The organism is Intrasporangium sp. DVR (genome assembly GCF_040365325.1).
Taxonomy (GTDB): Bacteria; Actinomycetota; Actinomycetes; order Actinomycetales; family Dermatophilaceae; genus Intrasporangium.
The window spans coordinates 182,257-198,179 of sequence record NZ_BAABZW010000016.1 but is presented as its reverse complement, the minus strand read 5'-3'; the positions used below and the strand labels follow the sequence as shown (position 1 = coordinate 198,179).

At 71.4% G+C, this 15,923-nt stretch carries 20 protein-coding genes; 9 read left to right on the top strand and 11 right to left on the bottom strand.

All coding sequences use genetic code 11. The features are described from left to right. Nucleotides 1-34 precede the first annotated feature (34 nt). The 6 genes from ABWV20_RS12970 to ABWV20_RS12945 all read right to left on the bottom strand — a co-directional run bounded on the left by ABWV20_RS12970 (nt 35) and on the right by ABWV20_RS12945 (nt 5,139). Complete coding sequence (locus ABWV20_RS12970) at nt 35-850, bottom strand: TrmH family RNA methyltransferase (RefSeq protein WP_353355656.1); 816 nt, start codon at nt 848-850, stop codon at nt 35-37. Nucleotides 851-885: 35 nt separating this feature from the next. Beyond that, complete coding sequence (locus ABWV20_RS12965; RefSeq protein WP_353355654.1) at nt 886-1,602, bottom strand: sulfite exporter TauE/SafE family protein; 717 nt, start codon at nt 1,600-1,602, stop codon at nt 886-888. Next, nucleotides 1,599-2,363: a sulfite exporter TauE/SafE family protein gene (locus ABWV20_RS12960; RefSeq protein ID WP_353355652.1), complete on the bottom strand. Its 765-nt coding sequence runs from the start codon at nt 2,361-2,363 to the stop codon at nt 1,599-1,601. Before ABWV20_RS12960 ends, ABWV20_RS12965 begins: the two co-directional genes overlap by 4 nt. Nucleotides 2,364-2,406: 43 nt before the next feature. Then, a complete protein-coding gene (locus ABWV20_RS12955; protein WP_353355650.1) occupies nt 2,407-3,651 on the bottom strand; it encodes an SPFH domain-containing protein in 1,245 nt (414 codons plus the stop codon). Between the two features lie 116 nt (nt 3,652-3,767). After that, nucleotides 3,768-4,214, bottom strand: coding sequence for an NfeD family protein (locus ABWV20_RS12950; RefSeq protein WP_353355648.1), 447 nt, complete (start codon nt 4,212-4,214; stop codon nt 3,768-3,770). 139 nt (nt 4,215-4,353) lie between these two features. After that, nucleotides 4,354-5,139, bottom strand: coding sequence for an ABC transporter ATP-binding protein (locus ABWV20_RS12945; protein ID WP_353355646.1), 786 nt, complete (start codon nt 5,137-5,139; stop codon nt 4,354-4,356). An 86-nt stretch (nt 5,140-5,225) separates the two neighbouring features. Between ABWV20_RS12945 and ABWV20_RS12940 the strand changes: the two genes are divergently transcribed. Both ABWV20_RS12940 and ABWV20_RS12935 read left to right on the top strand, forming a co-directional pair. Further along, complete coding sequence (locus ABWV20_RS12940; protein WP_353355644.1) at nt 5,226-5,990, top strand: Rv1486c family protein; 765 nt, start codon at nt 5,226-5,228, stop codon at nt 5,988-5,990. 7 nt (nt 5,991-5,997) lie between these two features. Continuing rightward, on the top strand, nt 5,998-6,729 hold the full coding sequence (locus ABWV20_RS12935) for a PIG-L deacetylase family protein (RefSeq protein WP_353355642.1): 732 nt from the start codon (nt 5,998-6,000) through the stop codon (nt 6,727-6,729). A gap of 15 nt (nt 6,730-6,744) precedes the next feature. On the opposite strand, the gene ABWV20_RS12930 is transcribed toward ABWV20_RS12935, so the two are convergent. Both ABWV20_RS12930 and glgA read right to left on the bottom strand, forming a co-directional pair. Beyond that, nucleotides 6,745-7,347, bottom strand: coding sequence for a DUF4126 domain-containing protein (locus tag ABWV20_RS12930; protein WP_353355640.1), 603 nt, complete (start codon nt 7,345-7,347; stop codon nt 6,745-6,747). 73 nt (nt 7,348-7,420) lie between these two features. Further along, nucleotides 7,421-8,626, bottom strand: coding sequence for a glycogen synthase (glgA, locus tag ABWV20_RS12925; RefSeq protein ID WP_353355638.1), 1,206 nt, complete (start codon nt 8,624-8,626; stop codon nt 7,421-7,423). Between the two features lie 151 nt (nt 8,627-8,777). On the opposite strand from glgA, the gene glgC reads away from it, so the two are divergent. From glgC to serB, 5 genes are read left to right on the top strand one after another with little or no spacing between them, the layout of a single operon-like run. Beyond that, nucleotides 8,778-10,037, top strand: a complete 1,260-nt coding sequence (gene glgC, locus ABWV20_RS12920; RefSeq protein WP_353355636.1) for a glucose-1-phosphate adenylyltransferase — start codon at nt 8,778-8,780, stop codon at nt 10,035-10,037. Continuing rightward, nucleotides 10,034-10,192 (top strand): hypothetical protein, encoded by a 159-nt coding sequence (locus tag ABWV20_RS12915; protein ID WP_353355866.1) that lies wholly within the window; start codon nt 10,034-10,036, stop codon nt 10,190-10,192. The genes glgC and ABWV20_RS12915 overlap by 4 nt, the downstream gene beginning before the upstream one ends. Continuing rightward, complete coding sequence (locus tag ABWV20_RS12910; protein WP_353355634.1) at nt 10,149-10,406, top strand: hypothetical protein; 258 nt, start codon at nt 10,149-10,151, stop codon at nt 10,404-10,406. The genes ABWV20_RS12915 and ABWV20_RS12910 overlap by 44 nt, the downstream gene beginning before the upstream one ends. Beyond that, nucleotides 10,403-11,263 carry an LLM class F420-dependent oxidoreductase gene (locus ABWV20_RS12905; RefSeq protein WP_353355632.1) on the top strand — a complete coding sequence of 287 codons (861 nt, stop codon included), beginning with the start codon at nt 10,403-10,405 and terminating at the stop codon, nt 11,261-11,263. Before ABWV20_RS12910 ends, ABWV20_RS12905 begins: the two co-directional genes overlap by 4 nt. Nucleotides 11,264-11,321: 58 nt before the next feature. After that, entirely contained in the window at nt 11,322-12,518 is a 1,197-nt protein-coding gene (gene serB, locus ABWV20_RS12900; protein WP_353355630.1) for a phosphoserine phosphatase SerB, read from the top strand. A gap of 49 nt (nt 12,519-12,567) precedes the next feature. Here the strand turns inward: serB and fabI are convergent, their stop codons facing one another. Together fabI and ABWV20_RS12890 are read right to left on the bottom strand one after the other, a co-directional pair. Continuing rightward, a complete protein-coding gene (gene fabI / locus ABWV20_RS12895) occupies nt 12,568-13,329 on the bottom strand; it encodes an enoyl-ACP reductase FabI (RefSeq protein ID WP_353355628.1) in 762 nt (253 codons plus the stop codon). Nucleotides 13,330-13,423: 94 nt separating this feature from the next. Next, nucleotides 13,424-14,143, bottom strand: coding sequence for a beta-ketoacyl-ACP reductase (locus tag ABWV20_RS12890; RefSeq protein ID WP_353355626.1), 720 nt, complete (start codon nt 14,141-14,143; stop codon nt 13,424-13,426). 168 nt (nt 14,144-14,311) lie between these two features. Between ABWV20_RS12890 and ABWV20_RS12885 the strand changes: the two genes are divergently transcribed. Next, on the top strand, nt 14,312-14,593 hold the full coding sequence (locus ABWV20_RS12885) for a DUF3099 domain-containing protein (protein ID WP_353355624.1): 282 nt from the start codon (nt 14,312-14,314) through the stop codon (nt 14,591-14,593). Continuing rightward, nucleotides 14,590-14,832: a hypothetical protein gene (locus ABWV20_RS12880; protein WP_353355622.1), complete on the top strand. Its 243-nt coding sequence runs from the start codon at nt 14,590-14,592 to the stop codon at nt 14,830-14,832. The genes ABWV20_RS12885 and ABWV20_RS12880 overlap by 4 nt, the downstream gene beginning before the upstream one ends. A gap of 22 nt (nt 14,833-14,854) precedes the next feature. Here ABWV20_RS12880 and moaA read toward each other — a convergent pair whose 3' ends face one another. Further along, nucleotides 14,855-15,907 carry a GTP 3',8-cyclase MoaA gene (moaA, locus tag ABWV20_RS12875; RefSeq protein WP_353355620.1) on the bottom strand — a complete coding sequence of 351 codons (1,053 nt, stop codon included), beginning with the start codon at nt 15,905-15,907 and terminating at the stop codon, nt 14,855-14,857. Between the last annotated feature and the right edge of the window lie 16 nt (nt 15,908-15,923).

Genomic DNA, 15,923 nt, shown 5'->3' with positions numbered 1-15,923 from the left:
GGACCACTCCGCTCCTCACTCCGCGGGCGTGCCGTCACCGGTCCCGGACGCGCAGAGCCCACATGGCCACTGCGGACGCCGCCGCCACGTTGAGGGAGTCGACACCGCCCGCCATCGGGATCCGGACGGTGAGGTCGGCTGCCGCGACCGTGCGCGCCCCGAGTCCGTCGCCCTCGGCGCCGAGCACCAGCGCGACCTTCGCCGGTGGGTCGGCCTCGAGCTCGTCGAGGGTGACGGCGTCAGCCGACAGAGCGAGCGCCGCGACCGTGAACCCGAAACGCTGCAGCACTCCGATCCCGCTGGGCCACGGGTCGACCCGCGTCCACGGCACCTGGAAGACGGTGCCCATCGACACCCTGATCGAGCGACGGTAGAGCGGGTCGGCGCACCTCGGGGTGACGAGCACCGCATCGACGCCGAGAGCAGCAGCCGAGCGGAAGATCGCGCCGACGTTGGTGTGGTCGACGATGTCCTCGAGGACCATGACCCGCCGGGCATCCTCGATGAGCGAGGTCACCTCGGGCAGGACGGGCCGCTGCATCGACGCGAGCGCTCCGCGGTGCAGATGGAAGCCCGTGAGCCGCTCGATGACGTCGTGCTCCCCCACGAAGACCGGGACACCGTCCGCCTCGGCCTCGGCAACGACGTCGGCGAGGTCGGTGAGCCAGCGCTGCGCCATGAGCAGGGAGCGCGGTCGGTGGCCGGCGGCGAGCGCCCGTCGGATCACCTTCTCGCTCTCGGCGATGTAGAGACCCCGCTCGGGCTCCGCCCGCCTGCGCAGGGCGACGTCCGTCAGGGAGACGTAGTCCTCGAGTCGGGGGTCTGAGGCCTCGGTGATGTGGGTCGGCACCGGGCAAGGCTAGAGGGCGACACCGGTCCACGCGCTCACGACACCAGCGCCCGGACGATCACTCCGATGCCGGCCAGCGCGCAGAAGGCCAGGACTGCGCCCCGGAGACGGCCACCCGGAAGCAGCCGGCGCACCGGCTGGGCGGCAGCGTAACCAAGCAGCGCGAAGGGGATCCAGAGCAGCCCGACGCTGACGGCGGTCGCGTCGACCTGCCCGGCGGCGGACAGGCCCCCCAGACCCATGAGGGTGCCGACGAGGAAGAACCAGGACAGCGTCGCCCGGAGGCGGACCGGAGCCTCGTGCTGGAGCACGAGCGCGAAGAACGGTCCGCCGATCGATGCTGCTGTCCCGGAGACACCGGCAAGGGCCCCGGACACGAGCGCGTTCGCCGCGGTCGCGTGGATCTCGAACCGGGTCAGGGACACGAGGACGGTGATGAGGAGCAGCACCCCGACGAGCACGGCGATGAGGTCGGTCGAGTAGGCGGCGACGACCCAGACGCCGACCGGCGTCAGGAGGGCTCGCCCGACGAGCGCCCAGGTGAGGGTTCGCCACGCAATCTCCCGGGGGCCGTGGAGGAGCTGGACCACCGGGACCGACAGGCTCGTGACGAGGATGGCAACGGGCATGACGTCAGGTGCCCACACCACGACGAAGGGGGCCGCGACGACGGCGATCCCGAAGCCGATCGACCCCTGGACCAACGCCCCGAGCGCGATGGCCAGCCCCAGGGCGAGGTGGACGCCGGTCACGGGAACCAGATGAGCTTGACGATGGCGACGACGCCGATCGTCACGATCAGGACCCGGAGCACGCCGGGTGGGATGCGTCGGCCGATCCTGGCGCCGAGCACCCCGCCGACGAAGCTCCCTGCCGCGATGAGGACGACGACGAGCCAGTCGATGTGCTCGCGGGCGAACACGACGAAGAGCAGGGCCGCAACGGTGTTGACGATGAGGGCGAGCACGTTCTTGTAGCCGTTGAGCCGCTGCAGCGGCTCGGCGCTCAGGGCGCTGAACAGTCCCATCAGCAGGACGCCCTGGGCGGCTCCGAAGTAGCCGCCGTACATCCCGGCGAGGAGCACTCCCCCGGCCATGGCCGGCACGTGCCAGCTCGGCTGCTCGTGACGGTCGCGCGCCGCCCACGCCTGGATCCGGGGGCCGAGCACCACGAGCACGAGGGCGAGAGCGATCAGCGCCGGGACGATCGCGTTGAACGCGCTCGGTGGTAGGACGAGCAGCAGGGCAGCGCCGACCACCGAGCCGAGGAAGGAGAGGGGGATGAGCCGTCGCAGACTCGGGGCCTGGCCGGTCAGCTCGTGGCGGTAGCCCCAGGCGCCGGTGACTCCCCCGGCGACCAGCCCGACCGTGTTGGAGACGTTGGCCGCGAGCGGGTGGACCCCGAAGAAGAGCAGGGTGGGAAAGGTGATCAGGGTGCCGGAGCCGACGATCGTGTTGATCATTCCGGCACCCGTGCCGGCGAGGGCGATGGCGGCGGCGGACCAGAACGACATCCGGCCACCCTAGGGCAGGGCGGCCGGGTGTCGGCTGGTGTGGTCAGCGGGCGGGCGAGGTGCCCTCGTCGTCGTGACCGGGCAGCGCGTCGTCCTCCACGGGTGCCGTCGGTGCGCTCGCCGCGGCGGGCGCACCCGCGGGGGCGTCTGCCGCGCCGGAGGTCGGCGCCATCCCGGCCATCGGAGCGGTCGGCGGCATCGGCGCAGCAGGGGGGACCTGGTCGGCCGGGGGCTGGATCGGCGGCTGCTGACGACCCACGGGCGCGGCGTGCTCGGTGGACTCGGCACTGGCCTGGGCCGCCTGCCCGCGCGCCTCCGCGAGGGCCTTCGCCGGGTCCTCGAGGACGGTCTCTGCGAAGGCGTCGTCGTCCGGCGTCCCGGGCTCGACCCACGTGTCGTCCTCGTCGAAGCCGGGACGGGCGTTGCTGCCCAGTGCGCCGCCGATGCCTCGGAGGGCGTCGGTCAGCTCCGAAGGCACGATCCACATCTTGTTGGAGTCACCACGGGCGAGCTGTGGCAGCACCTGGAGGTACTGGTAGGCGAGCAGCTTCTGGGTCGGCTTGCCCCGGTGGATCGCGGCGAACACCTGCTGGATGGCTCGTGCCTGGCCCTGGGCCTCGAGGATCCGCGCCTGCGCCGAACCCTCCGCCCGGAGGATCTGGCTCTGCTTCTCCCCCTCGGCGGTGAGGATGGCGGACTGCTTGACGCCCTCGGCCGTGAGGATGGCCGCGCGCCGGTTTCGCTCGGCGCGCATCTGTTGCTCCATCGAGTCCTGCACCGAGTGCGGCGGGTCGATCGCCTTCAGCTCGACCCGGTTGACGCGGATGCCCCACTTGCCCGTCGCCTCGTCGAGGACCCCGCGCAGCTGGCCGTTGATCTGGTCCCGGCTCGTCAGGGTCTGCTCGAGGTCGAGCGAGCCGATGACGTTGCGCAGCGTGGTCACGGTGAGCTGCTCGATGCCCTGGATGAAGTTGGCGATCTCGTAGACGGCTGCCTTGGCGTCGATCACCGAGTAGTAGATGACGGTGTCGATGCTGACGACGAGGTTGTCCGAGGTGATCACGGGCTGGGGCGGGAACGTGACGACCTGCTCGCGCAGGTCGATGTTGGCCCGCACCTTGTCCACGAAGGGCACGAGGAAGTGGATCCCGGCCGTGAGTGTCTTGTTGTAACCCCCGAGGCGCTCGACGATCTGCGCCGTCTGCTGCGGGACGATGCGCACCGTCCGCAGCACGATGATGAGTGCGACGGCGATGATCAGCAGCGGGATGATGAGTACCGGGTCCACGACCTACTCCCTGTCTCTGGGTGGTGAGCGTCTGCTCTGGTGAACGCGATCCCTGGCAGGGTCGCGCGTCTTCTGGGGCGGGGCCGACCCGCCGTGGCTGGTGCGAGCGGGGCGGGTCAGCTGCCGAGGATGCGGGCTCGGCTGACGACGACGGTGGCGCCCTCGATGGCGTCGACGACGACCTCCTCGCCCGGCTCGATGCTGTCGCCCGTCGTCCGAGCGCTCCACGTCTCCCCCGCGAGCTTCACTCGGCCGTTGGAGCTGGTGACCCGGTCGAGGACGTAGGCCGATCTGCCGAGGTTGGCCTCGGCTCCCATCCGGTGGTGCTGCTCGACGGTGAACCGGCGCTTCAGCCACGGTCGGACGGTGACGAGCAGCACCACGGCGACGATGGCGGCCACGATCGCCTGGACGAGGAAGGGCGCTCCGACCGCAGCGGCGGCCGAACCGCCGAGCGCGCCGCCGGCCAGCATGAGGAACGTGAAGTCGACGGTGGCGGCTTCGACAGCCACGAGCACGAGTGCGACCCCGAGCCACACCATCCAGGCATATCCTTCGAACACGGTGCACCGACCTTCTCCGGCCGTTGCCCCGGCCGGCCCGGGTCGCCCCCGCGGGGCGACGCCCCATACGTCACAAGTGTGACGTCTTCGATTCTGCCTCAGTTCCCGTCAGTGGGACCTGCGCCACCTAACGGATCGGTCACGACCGGGCCCGCGCCGACCACCGCTCGCCGTGCTGCTCCAGGACGAGAGGCAGACCGAAGGTGCGCGAGAGGTTCTCCTCCGTCAGCGTGATCGGAATGGGCCCTGCTGCCACGACCCGGCCCTCGCGGAGCAGCAGCACGTCGGTGAAGGAGGGCGGGATCTCCTCGACGTGGTGAGTGACGAGGACGAGAGCCGGCGCCTCGGTGTCGGCGGCCAGCTCGCCGAGTCGTCGGACCAGGTCCTCTCGGCCACCGAGGTCGAGCCCGGCGGCCGGCTCGTCGAGCAGCATCAGCTCGGGGTCGGTCATCAGCGCCCGGGCGATCTGGACCCGCTTGCGCTCGCCCTCACTCAGCGTGCGGTAGTGCCGGTCCGCGAGGTGCTCGACCCCGAGGGTCTTGAGCAGCTCCATCGCCCGCACGTAGTCGAGGTGGTCGTAGTGCTCGCGCCAGCGGCCGACGATTCCGTAGGAAGCGGTGACCACGACGTTGCCGACGAGCTCGTCGCCGGGGATGCGGTCGGCCATCGACGAGCTCGACAGCCCGATGCGCGGGCGCAGCTCGAAAACGTCGACCGTGCCGAGCACCTCGCCGAGGATCCCGGCCACGCCGCTCGTCGGGTGAATCCGGGCGGCCGCCACCTGGAGCAGGGTCGTCTTGCCGGCACCGTTGGGGCCGAGCACGACCCAGCGCTCGCCCTCCTCGACCTCCCACGTCACGTCGTCGAGGAGCGTCGTGGTGCCCCTCCTGACGGAGACGCCGGCAAGGGCGAGGACATCGCTCATGGCCCCGACCCTATGCCACGTCGCCCGGTCATCCGCGACGGCTCACCCGTTGGGTGGCCACTCCTCGGCACCTACGATGTCGCCTGATGTCCGAGCTCCCCGCGTCCGTGCGTCTCGCCCTCTGGGTCACCGCTGCGTGGAACGGCGCGGTCTCCCCCAGCGACGCCCTGGCGAGGTCCTTCCCCGACCTCGACCATGTCGCCGGGGACCTCGGTCGCCTCGACGTGTGGCGGGACCTCGGCGAGCGCGCCCTCTTCGTCGCGCTCCCCCGACCGGGAGACACCAGCCGTATGCCGCGGTGCTCGGTCCCGGCGGCGGCGCTGGCTGCCGAGGCCGGCGAGTGTGTGTTCGTGCCCTCGATCGGGGGCCTGCTCATCCCCACCGTCGCCCCGTTCGGCCCCGAGGGCGACACCGGGTGGCGGGCCGACTGGTTCGCGCACGACGCCCAGCCGGTGCCCCGGCACCGGCTGGAGATGATCGACCTCCGGGACGTGGAGCGCACCCTGCTCACCGGGCTCCGCGAGCTGACCGAGGCGTTCGAGCGCGTCGGTGGCGCCCCCTGGAGCGGCGCAGGACGCTCCGAGGCCGAGGCCGCGCTGGACAGCCACGGCTGGGGCCTGCCAGACGACACCCCTGCCAGGGCCCTGCGCGTCATGGCGCTCGCGGCGACCGCCGGCCGGCTCGCCGACCGCGCCGCTCGCCTCACGGCCCTGGGCTCCGACGGGCTCGACGCCGGCACGAGCGTGACACGCGAGGTCCTGCTGAGGCAGCTCTCGGGGCACTCGGACGACGCGCTCGCCGACGCCACGAACGTTGCGGTGATGAGCCTGGCCGGCTGGCGACCGGCATAGTTGGCTCATGGCCACCACTCCCGAGCTCGAGCCCCTGGACGACTCCACCTTCGACCGCGTGCTCTGCGTCGCTGCGCACCCCGACGACCTCGAGTACGGCACGACCGCAGCCGTGGACAAGTGGGTCAAGGCGGGCAAGACCGTGACCTACCTGCTCGTGACCCGCGGGGAGGCCGGCATCGACACCATGCCCCCGCACGAGGCGGGACCGGTCCGTGAGCAGGAGGAGCGCGACGGTGCCGAGGAGGTCGGGGTCTCGGTCGTGCAGTTCCTCGACGAGTTCCGCGACGGCGTCGTGGAGTACGGCCTCCCCCTCCGGCGCGCCATCGCTCGCGAGATCCGGATCCGCCGGCCCCACCTCGTCGTCACGTCCACCTTTGCGCCCTACTTCCCCGGCGGCTTCGTCAACCAGGCGGACCACCGGGCGGTCGGCCTCGCCACCCTCGACGCGAAGGCCGACGCCGGCAACCGCTGGATCTTCCCGGGACTCGTCGAGGAGGGGCTGGAGCCGTGGCAGGCCGGGCAGCTGCTCATCCTGGCCGACCCGGAGCCGACCCACGCCATCGACGTGTCCGGGCACTTCGAGGAGGCGGTCGCTTCCTTGTCCGCCCATGACCGCTACCTCGAGGCACTGGGTCCCGACTACCCCCGACCCCGGGACCTGCTCCAGCAGATCCTCGGGGGTGCAGGCGCTGCCCTCGGCGTCGAGCACGCGCTGGCCGGGCGGCTCATCGGCTGACGGCCTGGCCCGCGCTCAGGCGACGGGCGCCTCCCGGGGCCCTCGACGGCGACGCCACCGGCGCACGACGAGCATCAGCTTGATGAGCACGACCGCCAGGAACACGAGGCCGACGATGACGAGGACCGGCGCGAAGAGCGCGGCCAGGCTCAGGCCCACGGAGGCGGTGTCCTCCACCGTCGAGACGACCGGTGCGCCGGCGCCGAGCGTGCCGGCGTCGATCGCCGGGCGGGCGGTGGCCTTCCCCGCATGGACGAGGCCGGAGACGACGATGCCGAGAACGACGCCGACCCATGGGTTGTCCGCCATCCACGAGGACTGGTCGACGTCGCGGGCGGCCGACGACGCAGCGAACATCAGCCCGCCCATGCTCGGACGGATGAACGTCTGGACCGCGTCGTTGACCGTGTCGACGGCCGGGATCTTGTCCAGGACGACCTCCGTGAGCAGGAGGACCGAGCCGATGCCGATGGCCCAACCGCTCTCCATCCAGGCCAGACCCGCCGGCAGCGCGACGATGTCGGTGAACCTGGCGACCAGCGCGACGAGCAGGAACGGCACGTAGGCGTTGAGCCCCGCGGCGGCCGACAGGCCAGCCCCCGTCAGTACCTCGATCATCCCTGTCCTCCTTCGTGTCGCGGAAACCGACCTGCGTGCGGAACCCGGCCCAGCGGCATACGGAATGGGCCCGTCAGGTGACCAGGACCGAGCGGTACACGTCGAGGGTCCGGTCACCGATCGACCCCCACGAGAACGACTCGACGGCCCGCCGGCGACCGGCCGCGCCGAAGGCGCGCGCCCGGACCGGGTCGGACACCGCATCGGTCAGAGCCGCAGCGAGGTCGGCCACGAAGCGCGCCGGGTCCACCGGCGTGCCCGTCCCGTCCTGGACCTGGTCGATCGGGACGAGCCAGCCCGTCGCCCCGTCGACGACGACCTCGGGGATCCCTCCCGTCGCAGTCGCGACCACGGGCAGCTCACAGGCCATCGCCTCGAGGTTGACGATGCCGAGCGGCTCGTAGACGGAGGGACAGGCGAAGACGGTGCCGTGGGAGAGCAGTGCGACCACCTCGGCGCGGGGCAGCATGTCGGCGATCCAGACGACCCCGTCACCGCGCTGGGCCCGCAGACGCTCCATCAGCCCCTCGACCTCGGCCATGATCTCGGGTGTGTCCGGGGCACCGGCGCACAGGACGAGCTGGACGTCGGGCGGCAGCTCGGCGCAGGCGCGGAGCAGGTAGGGCAGCCCCTTCTGGCGGGTGATCCGACCGACGAAGACCACCGAGGGGCGATCCGGGTCGACCCCGTGGCGCTCGACGACTGCTCGGGCCTCGGGAGACCGGTCGGGCTGCCACAGCTGCGCGTCGATGCCGTTGTGGACGACGTGGACCCGCGCCGGGTCCAGGGCCGGATAGCTGCGGAGGATGTCCCCACGCATCCCCGCGCTGACCGCGATGACCGCGGCGGCGGCTTCATAGGCGGTGCGCTCCGCCCACGAGGAGACCTGGTATCCCCCGCCGAGCTGCTCCGCCTTCCACGGGCGCATCGGCTCCAGGGAGTGCGCCGTGACGACGTGCGGGATGCCGCCGAGGAGGGCGCCGAGGTGACCGGCGAGGTTGGCGTACCACGTGTGGGAGTGGACGAGGTCGGCACCGGCGCAGTCGCTCGCCATGGCGAGGTCGACGCCGAGCGTCTGGATCGCCGGGTTGGCGTCCGCGAGACCGGGCAGGTCGGGGTAGGCGGTCGTGCCCGTCTCGTCGCGCGGAGCGCCGAAGCACCGCACCTGGACGTCGAGGTCGCCGCGGGCGCGCAGGGCGCGCACCAGCTCGGCGACATGGACGCCGGCGCCTCCGTAGATCGCCGGCGGGTACTCCTTGCTGAGGATGTCGACGCGCACGTGCCGAGCGTAGCCCCGAACCCGGTTCCGACCCGGTTGACACCGGCATCGGGACGACGGATGTCCGCGCCTCCCGCGCGGCGTGCGCCACGACACGCGTTGTGGTGGACATCGCTCCCCGCGAGCAGGCCTTGCCACCTAGGGTGAGGCCATGGCGCGACGAAGCCCGTACTCCAATCGCAAGGTCCTCGCCATCGTGCTCGCGGGCGGTGAGGGCAAGCGGCTCATGCCGCTCACCGCGGACCGGGCCAAACCCGCGGTGCCGTTCGCCGGCATCTACCGCCTCATCGACCTCGCCCTGTCCAACGTCGTCAACTCCGGGTACCTCCAGGTCGTCGTCCTGACGCAGTACAAGTCGCACAGCCTCGACGCGCACGTGACGAAGACGTGGCGCATGTCGACCCTCCTCGGCAACTACGTCACGACCGTCCCGGCCCAGCAGCGGGTCGACAAGAACTGGTACCTCGGCAGCGCCGACGCGATCTTCCAGAGCCTCAACCTGATCCACGACGCGAAGCCCGACATCGTCGTCGTCGTCGGTGCCGACCACGTCTACCGCATGGACTTCAGCGACATGGTCGAGCAGCACATCGAGTCGGGCGCCGGAGTCACCGTGGCAGCGATCCGTCAGCCGATCTCGCTGGCCGACCAGTTCGGCGTCATCGAGGTCGACGACGCCGACCCCGCCACGATCGCCGCCTTCCGCGAGAAGCCGACCGACGCCAAGGGACTGCCGGACAGCCCGACGGAGGTCCTGGCGTCGATGGGTAACTACGTCTTCACCGCCGATGCCCTCATCGAGGCGGTGACCCGCGACCGCGAGCGTGCGGGCAGCAAGCACGACATGGGCGGCGACATCGTCCCGGACTTCGTCGACCGCGGCGAGGCGGCCGTCTATGACTTCAAGGACAACCTCGTGCCCGGAGCGACCGACCGGGACCGCGGCTACTGGCGTGACGTCGGGACGATCGAGTCCTACTACGACGCCCACATGGACCTCGTCTCGATCCACCCGATCTTCAACCTCTACAACTACGAGTGGCCGATCTACACCCAGCACGCGCCCTACCCGCCGGCGAAGTTCGTGCACGGCAGCGGCGACCGGATCGGTGAGGCCCTCAACTCCGCGGTGTCCCCCGGCGTCGTGGTGTCCGGCGCGCACATCTACGCCTCGGTCCTCTCCCCGCTCGTGCGGGTCCACTCGTATGCCAGTGTCCAGGGCTCCGTGATCCTCGACGGGGTGGAGGTCGAGCGCCACGCGCAGATCCGGCGGGCGATCATCGACAAGAACGTCGTCATCCCCGAGGGCTGCCAGGTGGGCATCGACCACGAGCACGACCTGGCTCGTGGCTTCCACGTGACCGAGACCGGCATCACCGTCATCGGCAAGGGCCAGACCGTCGTCCGGTGATCGAGCGGGACACCAACCGACTGACCCTCGGGGCCTACGAGCAGCAGGCGCAGGCCTACCGGGAGCAGACCGAGCCGCAGCGAGGCCATCGGCAGGACGGGCGCGGAGCTCGTGGCGCCGTACCCTCCGGGGGTGCCGGTGCTCGCGCCGGGTGAGCAGATCACTGCCGCTGCCACCGAGGCGCTGCGGGAGGCCGTGGCCCACGGGACCCGGGTCGCCTACGCGGCGGACCCGCCCCTGGCGACCCTGCGGGTGCTGCGATCATCGACCTCTCAGCCGACCACCCGAGGCCACCTGATCCCCGGAGCGAGCCCAGCGGCATACGGCATCGCTCGCCCACCGGCGACCACGAAGAGGAGGACACCGTGACCGAGGAACTTCCCGCCAGCGCGACGGACCCACGCCCGGCCCGGGTGGCGGTCCAGATCCCGCCACAGCACGCGAGCTGGGCCGAGATCCGGTCCCTCGCCGTGACGGTCGAGGAGCTGGGCGCCGACGTCATCCTCACGTGGGACCACTTCTTCCCGCTGAGCGGCGATCCCGACGGCGCCCACTTCGAGGCGTGGACGATCCTCGCCGCCTGGGCGGAGGCGACCGAGCGGGCCGAGATCGGCTGCCTCGTCACGAGCAACTCCTACCGCAACCCGAACCTCCTCGCGGACATGGCCCGGACCGTCGACCACGTGAGCGGGGGACGCCTCATCCTGGGCATCGGCTCAGGTTGGGCCGAGCGCGACTACGACGACTACGGCTACGAGTTCGGCACTGCCGGGAGCCGACTCGACGACCTGGCCCGCGACCTGCCCGTCATCCGGGACCGGTGGCAGCGGCTCAACCCGCCGCCCCTTCGTGACATCCCCGTCCTCATCGGCGGCGGCGGCGAGCAGAAGACTCTGCGCATCGTCGCCGAGCACGCCGACATCTGGCACGGCTTCGGTGACGACACCGTCATCGCCCACAAGCACCGGGTGCTCGACGAATGGTGCCGGCGGCGGGGCCGAGACCCACTGGAGATCGAGCGGTCGGCGGGGGTGTCGTTCGTGCCGGGGCGCAACCCCGACCAGCGAGCGGACTACGCGGGAAATGCCCAGCGCCTGCATGACGTCGGCACCCGGCTCTTCACGGCGAGCCTCTCGGCCGCACACCCCGACCTGGGCCGCCTTCGCGACCTGCTCCAGTGGCGCGACGCCACCAATGCCCGGCTGCGTGCCGCCCCTCCGATGTGACCGGTCGCATGGCGGAAGCCCCGCGATGCCCGGCGCGCACCTGACTAGCCTCGGTGCCGTGACGAGCGACGACGTGCAGACCCTGAGCATCACGGTGACCGGCGAGGACCGCCCGGGTGTGACGAGCGCCATCGTCGACGCCATCAGCGGCACCGGGGCGGAAGTCCTCGACATCCAGCAGGTCGCCGTCCACGGGCACCTGACGCTCGCCCTGCTCCTGGCTCCCGGAGAGCACTCCGACGCGCTGCGCGACGCCGCGGCGGTGGCCGCTCACCGGCTCGGACTCACCCTCACGGTCGTGGAGGGCACCGGTGACAACGCTCGGCAGCGCCATGGACGGGCTGCTGTCGTCGTCCTCGGTGCACCGCTGCGCGCCGAGGCCGTCTCGCTGGTGACGGCCCGGATCGCCGAGCACGGCGCCAACATCGACCGGATCCGGCGCCTGTCGCGCTATCCCGTGACGACGGTCGAGTTCGACATCAGCGGCGCCGACGTCGCGTCGCTCCGGACCCAGCTGTCCCTCGTGGCCGCCACCGCCGGGATCGACGTGGCCGTCGCGCCTGGTGGGCTCGCGCGTCGGGGCCGTCGCCTCGTCGTCCTCGACGTCGACTCGACGCTCATCCAGCAGGAGGTCATCGAGATGCTGGCGGCGCACTGCGGCCGCGAGGCAGAGGTGGCCGCGGTGACGGCTCGGGCGATGGCCGGCGAGCTCGACTTCGAACAGTCGCTGCGTGCCCGGGTCGCGACGCTGGCCGGGCTGCCCGAGACGGTCCTCACCGAGGTCCGCCGCGACGTCATGCTCACCCCGGGTGCCCGGACGTTGGTGCGCACCCTCAAGCGGCTCGGCTACACGGTCGGCCTGGTCAGCGGCGGTTTCATCGAGATCGTCGGCGAGCTCGCCGCAGAGCTCGGGATCGACCACGCGCGAGCCAACCGGCTCGAGGTCCGCGACGGTGTGCTGACCGGTCGGGTCCTCGGCCCCGTCGTCGACCGCGCCGGGAAGGCCGCGGCGCTGCGCGAGTTCGCCGCGCTGGAGGGCCTGCCGCTGAGCCGCACCGTCGCCATCGGGGACGGCGCCAACGACCTCGACATGCTCGCCACCGCCGGGCTCGGCGTCGCCTTCAACGCCAAGCCGCTCGTGCGCGAGCAGGCCCACACGAGCGTCAACGTCCCTTACCTCGACTCGGTGCTCTACCTGCTCGGCATCACCCGGGAGGAGATCGAGGAGGCCGACCTCAGCGACGGTTCGATGTGATCGATCGGGTCATGACTCGATCGATCACATCGACCGCGGCGGTGGAAGGTCAGCCGCCCATCGCGTGGGCGCCGCCGTCGACGTGCAGGATCTCGCCCGTCGTCGCCGGGAACCAGTCGGACAGCAGCGCCGCGCAGGCCTGGGCCGCCGGCACCGGGTCGTTGACGTCCCAACCGAGCGGAGCCCGGTCGTCCCAGACCTCCTCGAAGTGCTTGAACCCGGGGATGGACTTCGCGGCGGTCGTGCGGATCGGCCCGGCGGCGACGAGGTTGCAGCGGATGCCCTTCGGGCCGAGGTCACGGGCCAGGTAGCGGTTCGTCGCCTCGAAGGCCGCCTTGGCGACACCCATCCAGTCGTAGACGGGCCAGGCGAACTTCGCGTCGAAGGTCAGCCCCACGACGCTCCCACCTGGTGCCATGAGCGGCAGGGCGGCGACGGCCAGGGACTTGAGGCTGTAGGCCGAGATCTGCAGTGCCGTGGACACGTCCTCCCACGTGCCCTCCATGAAGTTGAAGGCACCCTGGGGGGCGAACCCGATCGAGTGGAGCACGCCGTCGACCCGGTCGACGTGCTCGCCGAGGCGCTCGGCGAGCGAGTCGAGGTGCTCCTGGTTGGCGACGTCGAGCTCGATCACCTCCGGCGTCTGCGGAAGCCGCTTGGCGATGGTCTGGGTGATCTTCATGGTGCGTCCGAAGGAGGTCAGCACCACCTCGGCGCCCTCCTCCTGCGCGATCTTGGCGACGTGGAACGCGATGGAGCTGTCCATGAGGACACCGGTGACGAGGAGCTTCTTGCCTTCGAGGATTCCCATGTCTTCTCGTGACTTTCTCGTGTGGGAGGCGACGTGCGTGCGGAGGTGAGCTGAGCGGCATACGGACACAGCGGTCGTATGCCGCTGGGCCGGCTCAGTGCCCCATGCCGAGTCCTCCGTCGACGGGGATCACCGCGCCGGTGATGTAGGCGGCGTCGTCGCTGGCGACGAAGCGCACGACGGACGCCACCTCCTCGGGGGTGGCGAAGCGGCCAGCCGGGATGCTGGCCAGGTAGGCCTTCTTCTGCTCGTCGGGCAGGACCGCGGTCATCTCGGTGTCGATGAACCCGGGGGCGACGACGTTCGCAGTGATGCCGCGTCCACCGAGCTCGCGGGTGATCGAGCGTGCGAGGCCGACGAGGCCTGACTTGGAGGCGGCGTAGTTCGCTTGGCCCGGGGAGCCGTAGAGGCCGACGACGCTGGAGATGAGGACGATGCGGCCCCGGCGCTTGCGGATCATCCCCGTCGCTGCCCGTCGGGCACACCGGAACGCGCCCGCGAGGTTGGTGTCGATGACACTGTCGAAGTCGTCGTCGCTCATCCGCATCAGGAGCGTGTCCCGGGTGATGCCGGCGTTGGCGACGAGCACCTCCACCGGGCCCCCGAAGATCTCCTCGGCGGCCGCGAACGCCTGGTCGACCGACGCCGAGTCGGTCACCTCGCACGTCACGCCCTGCAGCCCCTCCGGAGGCTCGCCGGAACGGTGGGTGATGACGACCTTGTCGCCCGCAGCCTGGAAGGCCCGGGCGATGGCCAGCCCGATCCCTCGGTTGCCTCCCGTGACGAGGACGTTGCGTGGCTCAGTGGCTGCCACCTGGTCTCCTTCGCGTGCGTTCAGGTCGACGCCGCCCAATCCGGCGTCCCGGTCAGCCCCGAACCTAGTGGACTACCGATGGGTACGACGACGCCGTCCAAGGCCGACGGCGCTCTCCGCGTACGGCGGGCTTATGGTGGACGAGTGGCAGAAGGCAAGCAGCGACCGGTGGTGCACACTGTCACCTCGGCTCCCTCCTCGCCCGCGGACGACCAGTCCCAGCGGGTCAGGCGCTACCTGACCATGATGGGCATCCGGATCGCGTGCCTCGGCCTGATCTTCGTCACCGAGGGCTGGCTGCGCTGGGCCGCGATCGTCGGTGCGGTGGTGCTGCCGTACTTCGCCGTCGTCACGGCCAACGCGGTCCGACCCAGCCAGTCCGGCGCCATCGAGCCCGTGACGCCGCACGCCGTGCCCCCACCGGCGGAGCAGAACCGGCTCGAGCAGTGAGCGGACCCCTCGGCGGATCCTGGGCGGAGAGCGCGGACCGGACCTGCAGCGCCAAGGGCTGCCGGGCCGCGGCCGTGCATGCCGTCGTCTGGCGAAACCCCAAGCTGCACGTCGAGGGCCGGCGCAAGGTGTGGCTCGCCTGCGACGACCACGCGCAGTCCCTCGCCGACTTCGTCGGGGTGCGCGGGTTCCTCATCGAGATCATCCCCGTCGGAGCGCTCACCGAGGCCGACGGCTGAACGGGACGGCGCCCGGGGGCGGTCAGCCGCCGATCGCCGACATCGGCCGATCCGGCTGGACGAAGCCCGGGTCGCCGATGCCGTGTCCGCGGCGCTTGCGCCACATCTCCCCACGCATGAGACCGAGCAGCTCGGCGTCCGTCGCGCCCTCGCGCAGGGGCGTGCGCAGGTCGGTCTCGGTGCGTGAGAAGAGGCAGTTGCGCACCTGCCCGTCCGCGGTGAGGCGGGTGCGGTCGCACGCCCCGCAGAACGGCGCCGTGACGCTGGCGATGATGCCCACGGTCTCGGGGCCGCCGTCGACGAGGAACCGCTCGGCCGGGGCACTCCCCCGCTCGGCCGCCGGCAGCGGCGTGAGCGAGTAGCGCTGGGACAGGGTGGCGCGGATCTCGTCGGCGGTCACCATGTCACGACGGTCCCAGGCGTGCTGCGCGTCAAGGGGCATCTGCTCGATGAAGCGCAGCTCGTAGCCCCGGTCGAGACACCACTGCAGCACGTCCGCGACCGAGGCGTCGTTGACCCCTCGCATCGCGACGGCGTTCACCTTGACCGGCCTGAGTCCCGCATCGGCCGCCGCCTTGAGGCCGAGCTCGACATCGGCGAGCCGGTCACGACGGGTGAGACGCGTGAACGTCTCGGAGTCGATCGTGTCGAGGCTGACGTTGACCCGGTCGAGCCCCGCGTCGGCGAGGCCCTGAGCCACCCTCTCGAGCCCCACGCCGTTGGTCGTCATGGCGATCCGCGGCCGAGGGTCGAGCGAAGCGATGCCGGCGACGAGGTCGACGAGGGACCGACGCAGCAGCGGCTCACCGCCGGTGAGCCGCACCTGGGTGACCCCGTCGCGAACGAACAGGCCGATCAGCCGCAGCATCTCCGCATCGGTGAGCATCTCCGCCTTGGGCATCCAGGGCAGCCCCTCGGCCGGCATGCAGTACGTGCAGCGGAGGTTGCAGCGGTCGGTGACCGAGACGCGCAGGTCGCGGGCCACGCGACCGAACTGGTCGCGCAGGCCGGTCTGGCCAGCCGGCCCGCCGATCGCTGCGGCGGGCCGGACGGTGGGATCCGGAAGGCGCGTCATGACCACCACTGTAGGC

What these genes read in the sequence shown, in the direction of transcription:
- ABWV20_RS12960 (WP_353355652.1), bottom strand. Translation starts at nt 2,363, where the DNA reads ATGTCGTTCTGGTCCGCCGCCGCCATCGCCCTCGCCGGCACGGGTGCC.
- ABWV20_RS12945 (WP_353355646.1), bottom strand. Translation starts at nt 5,139, where the DNA reads ATGAGCGATGTCCTCGCCCTTGCCGGCGTCTCCGTCAGGAGGGGCACC.
- ABWV20_RS12940 (WP_353355644.1), top strand. Translation starts at nt 5,226, where the DNA reads ATGTCCGAGCTCCCCGCGTCCGTGCGTCTCGCCCTCTGGGTCACCGCT.
- ABWV20_RS12935 (WP_353355642.1), top strand. Translation starts at nt 5,998, where the DNA reads ATGGCCACCACTCCCGAGCTCGAGCCCCTGGACGACTCCACCTTCGAC.
- ABWV20_RS12930 (WP_353355640.1), bottom strand. Translation starts at nt 7,347, where the DNA reads ATGATCGAGGTACTGACGGGGGCTGGCCTGTCGGCCGCCGCGGGGCTC.
- glgC (WP_353355636.1), top strand. Translation starts at nt 8,778, where the DNA reads ATGGCGCGACGAAGCCCGTACTCCAATCGCAAGGTCCTCGCCATCGTG.
- fabI (WP_353355628.1), bottom strand. Translation starts at nt 13,329, where the DNA reads ATGGGAATCCTCGAAGGCAAGAAGCTCCTCGTCACCGGTGTCCTCATG.
- moaA (WP_353355620.1), bottom strand. Translation starts at nt 15,907, where the DNA reads ATGACGCGCCTTCCGGATCCCACCGTCCGGCCCGCCGCAGCGATCGGC.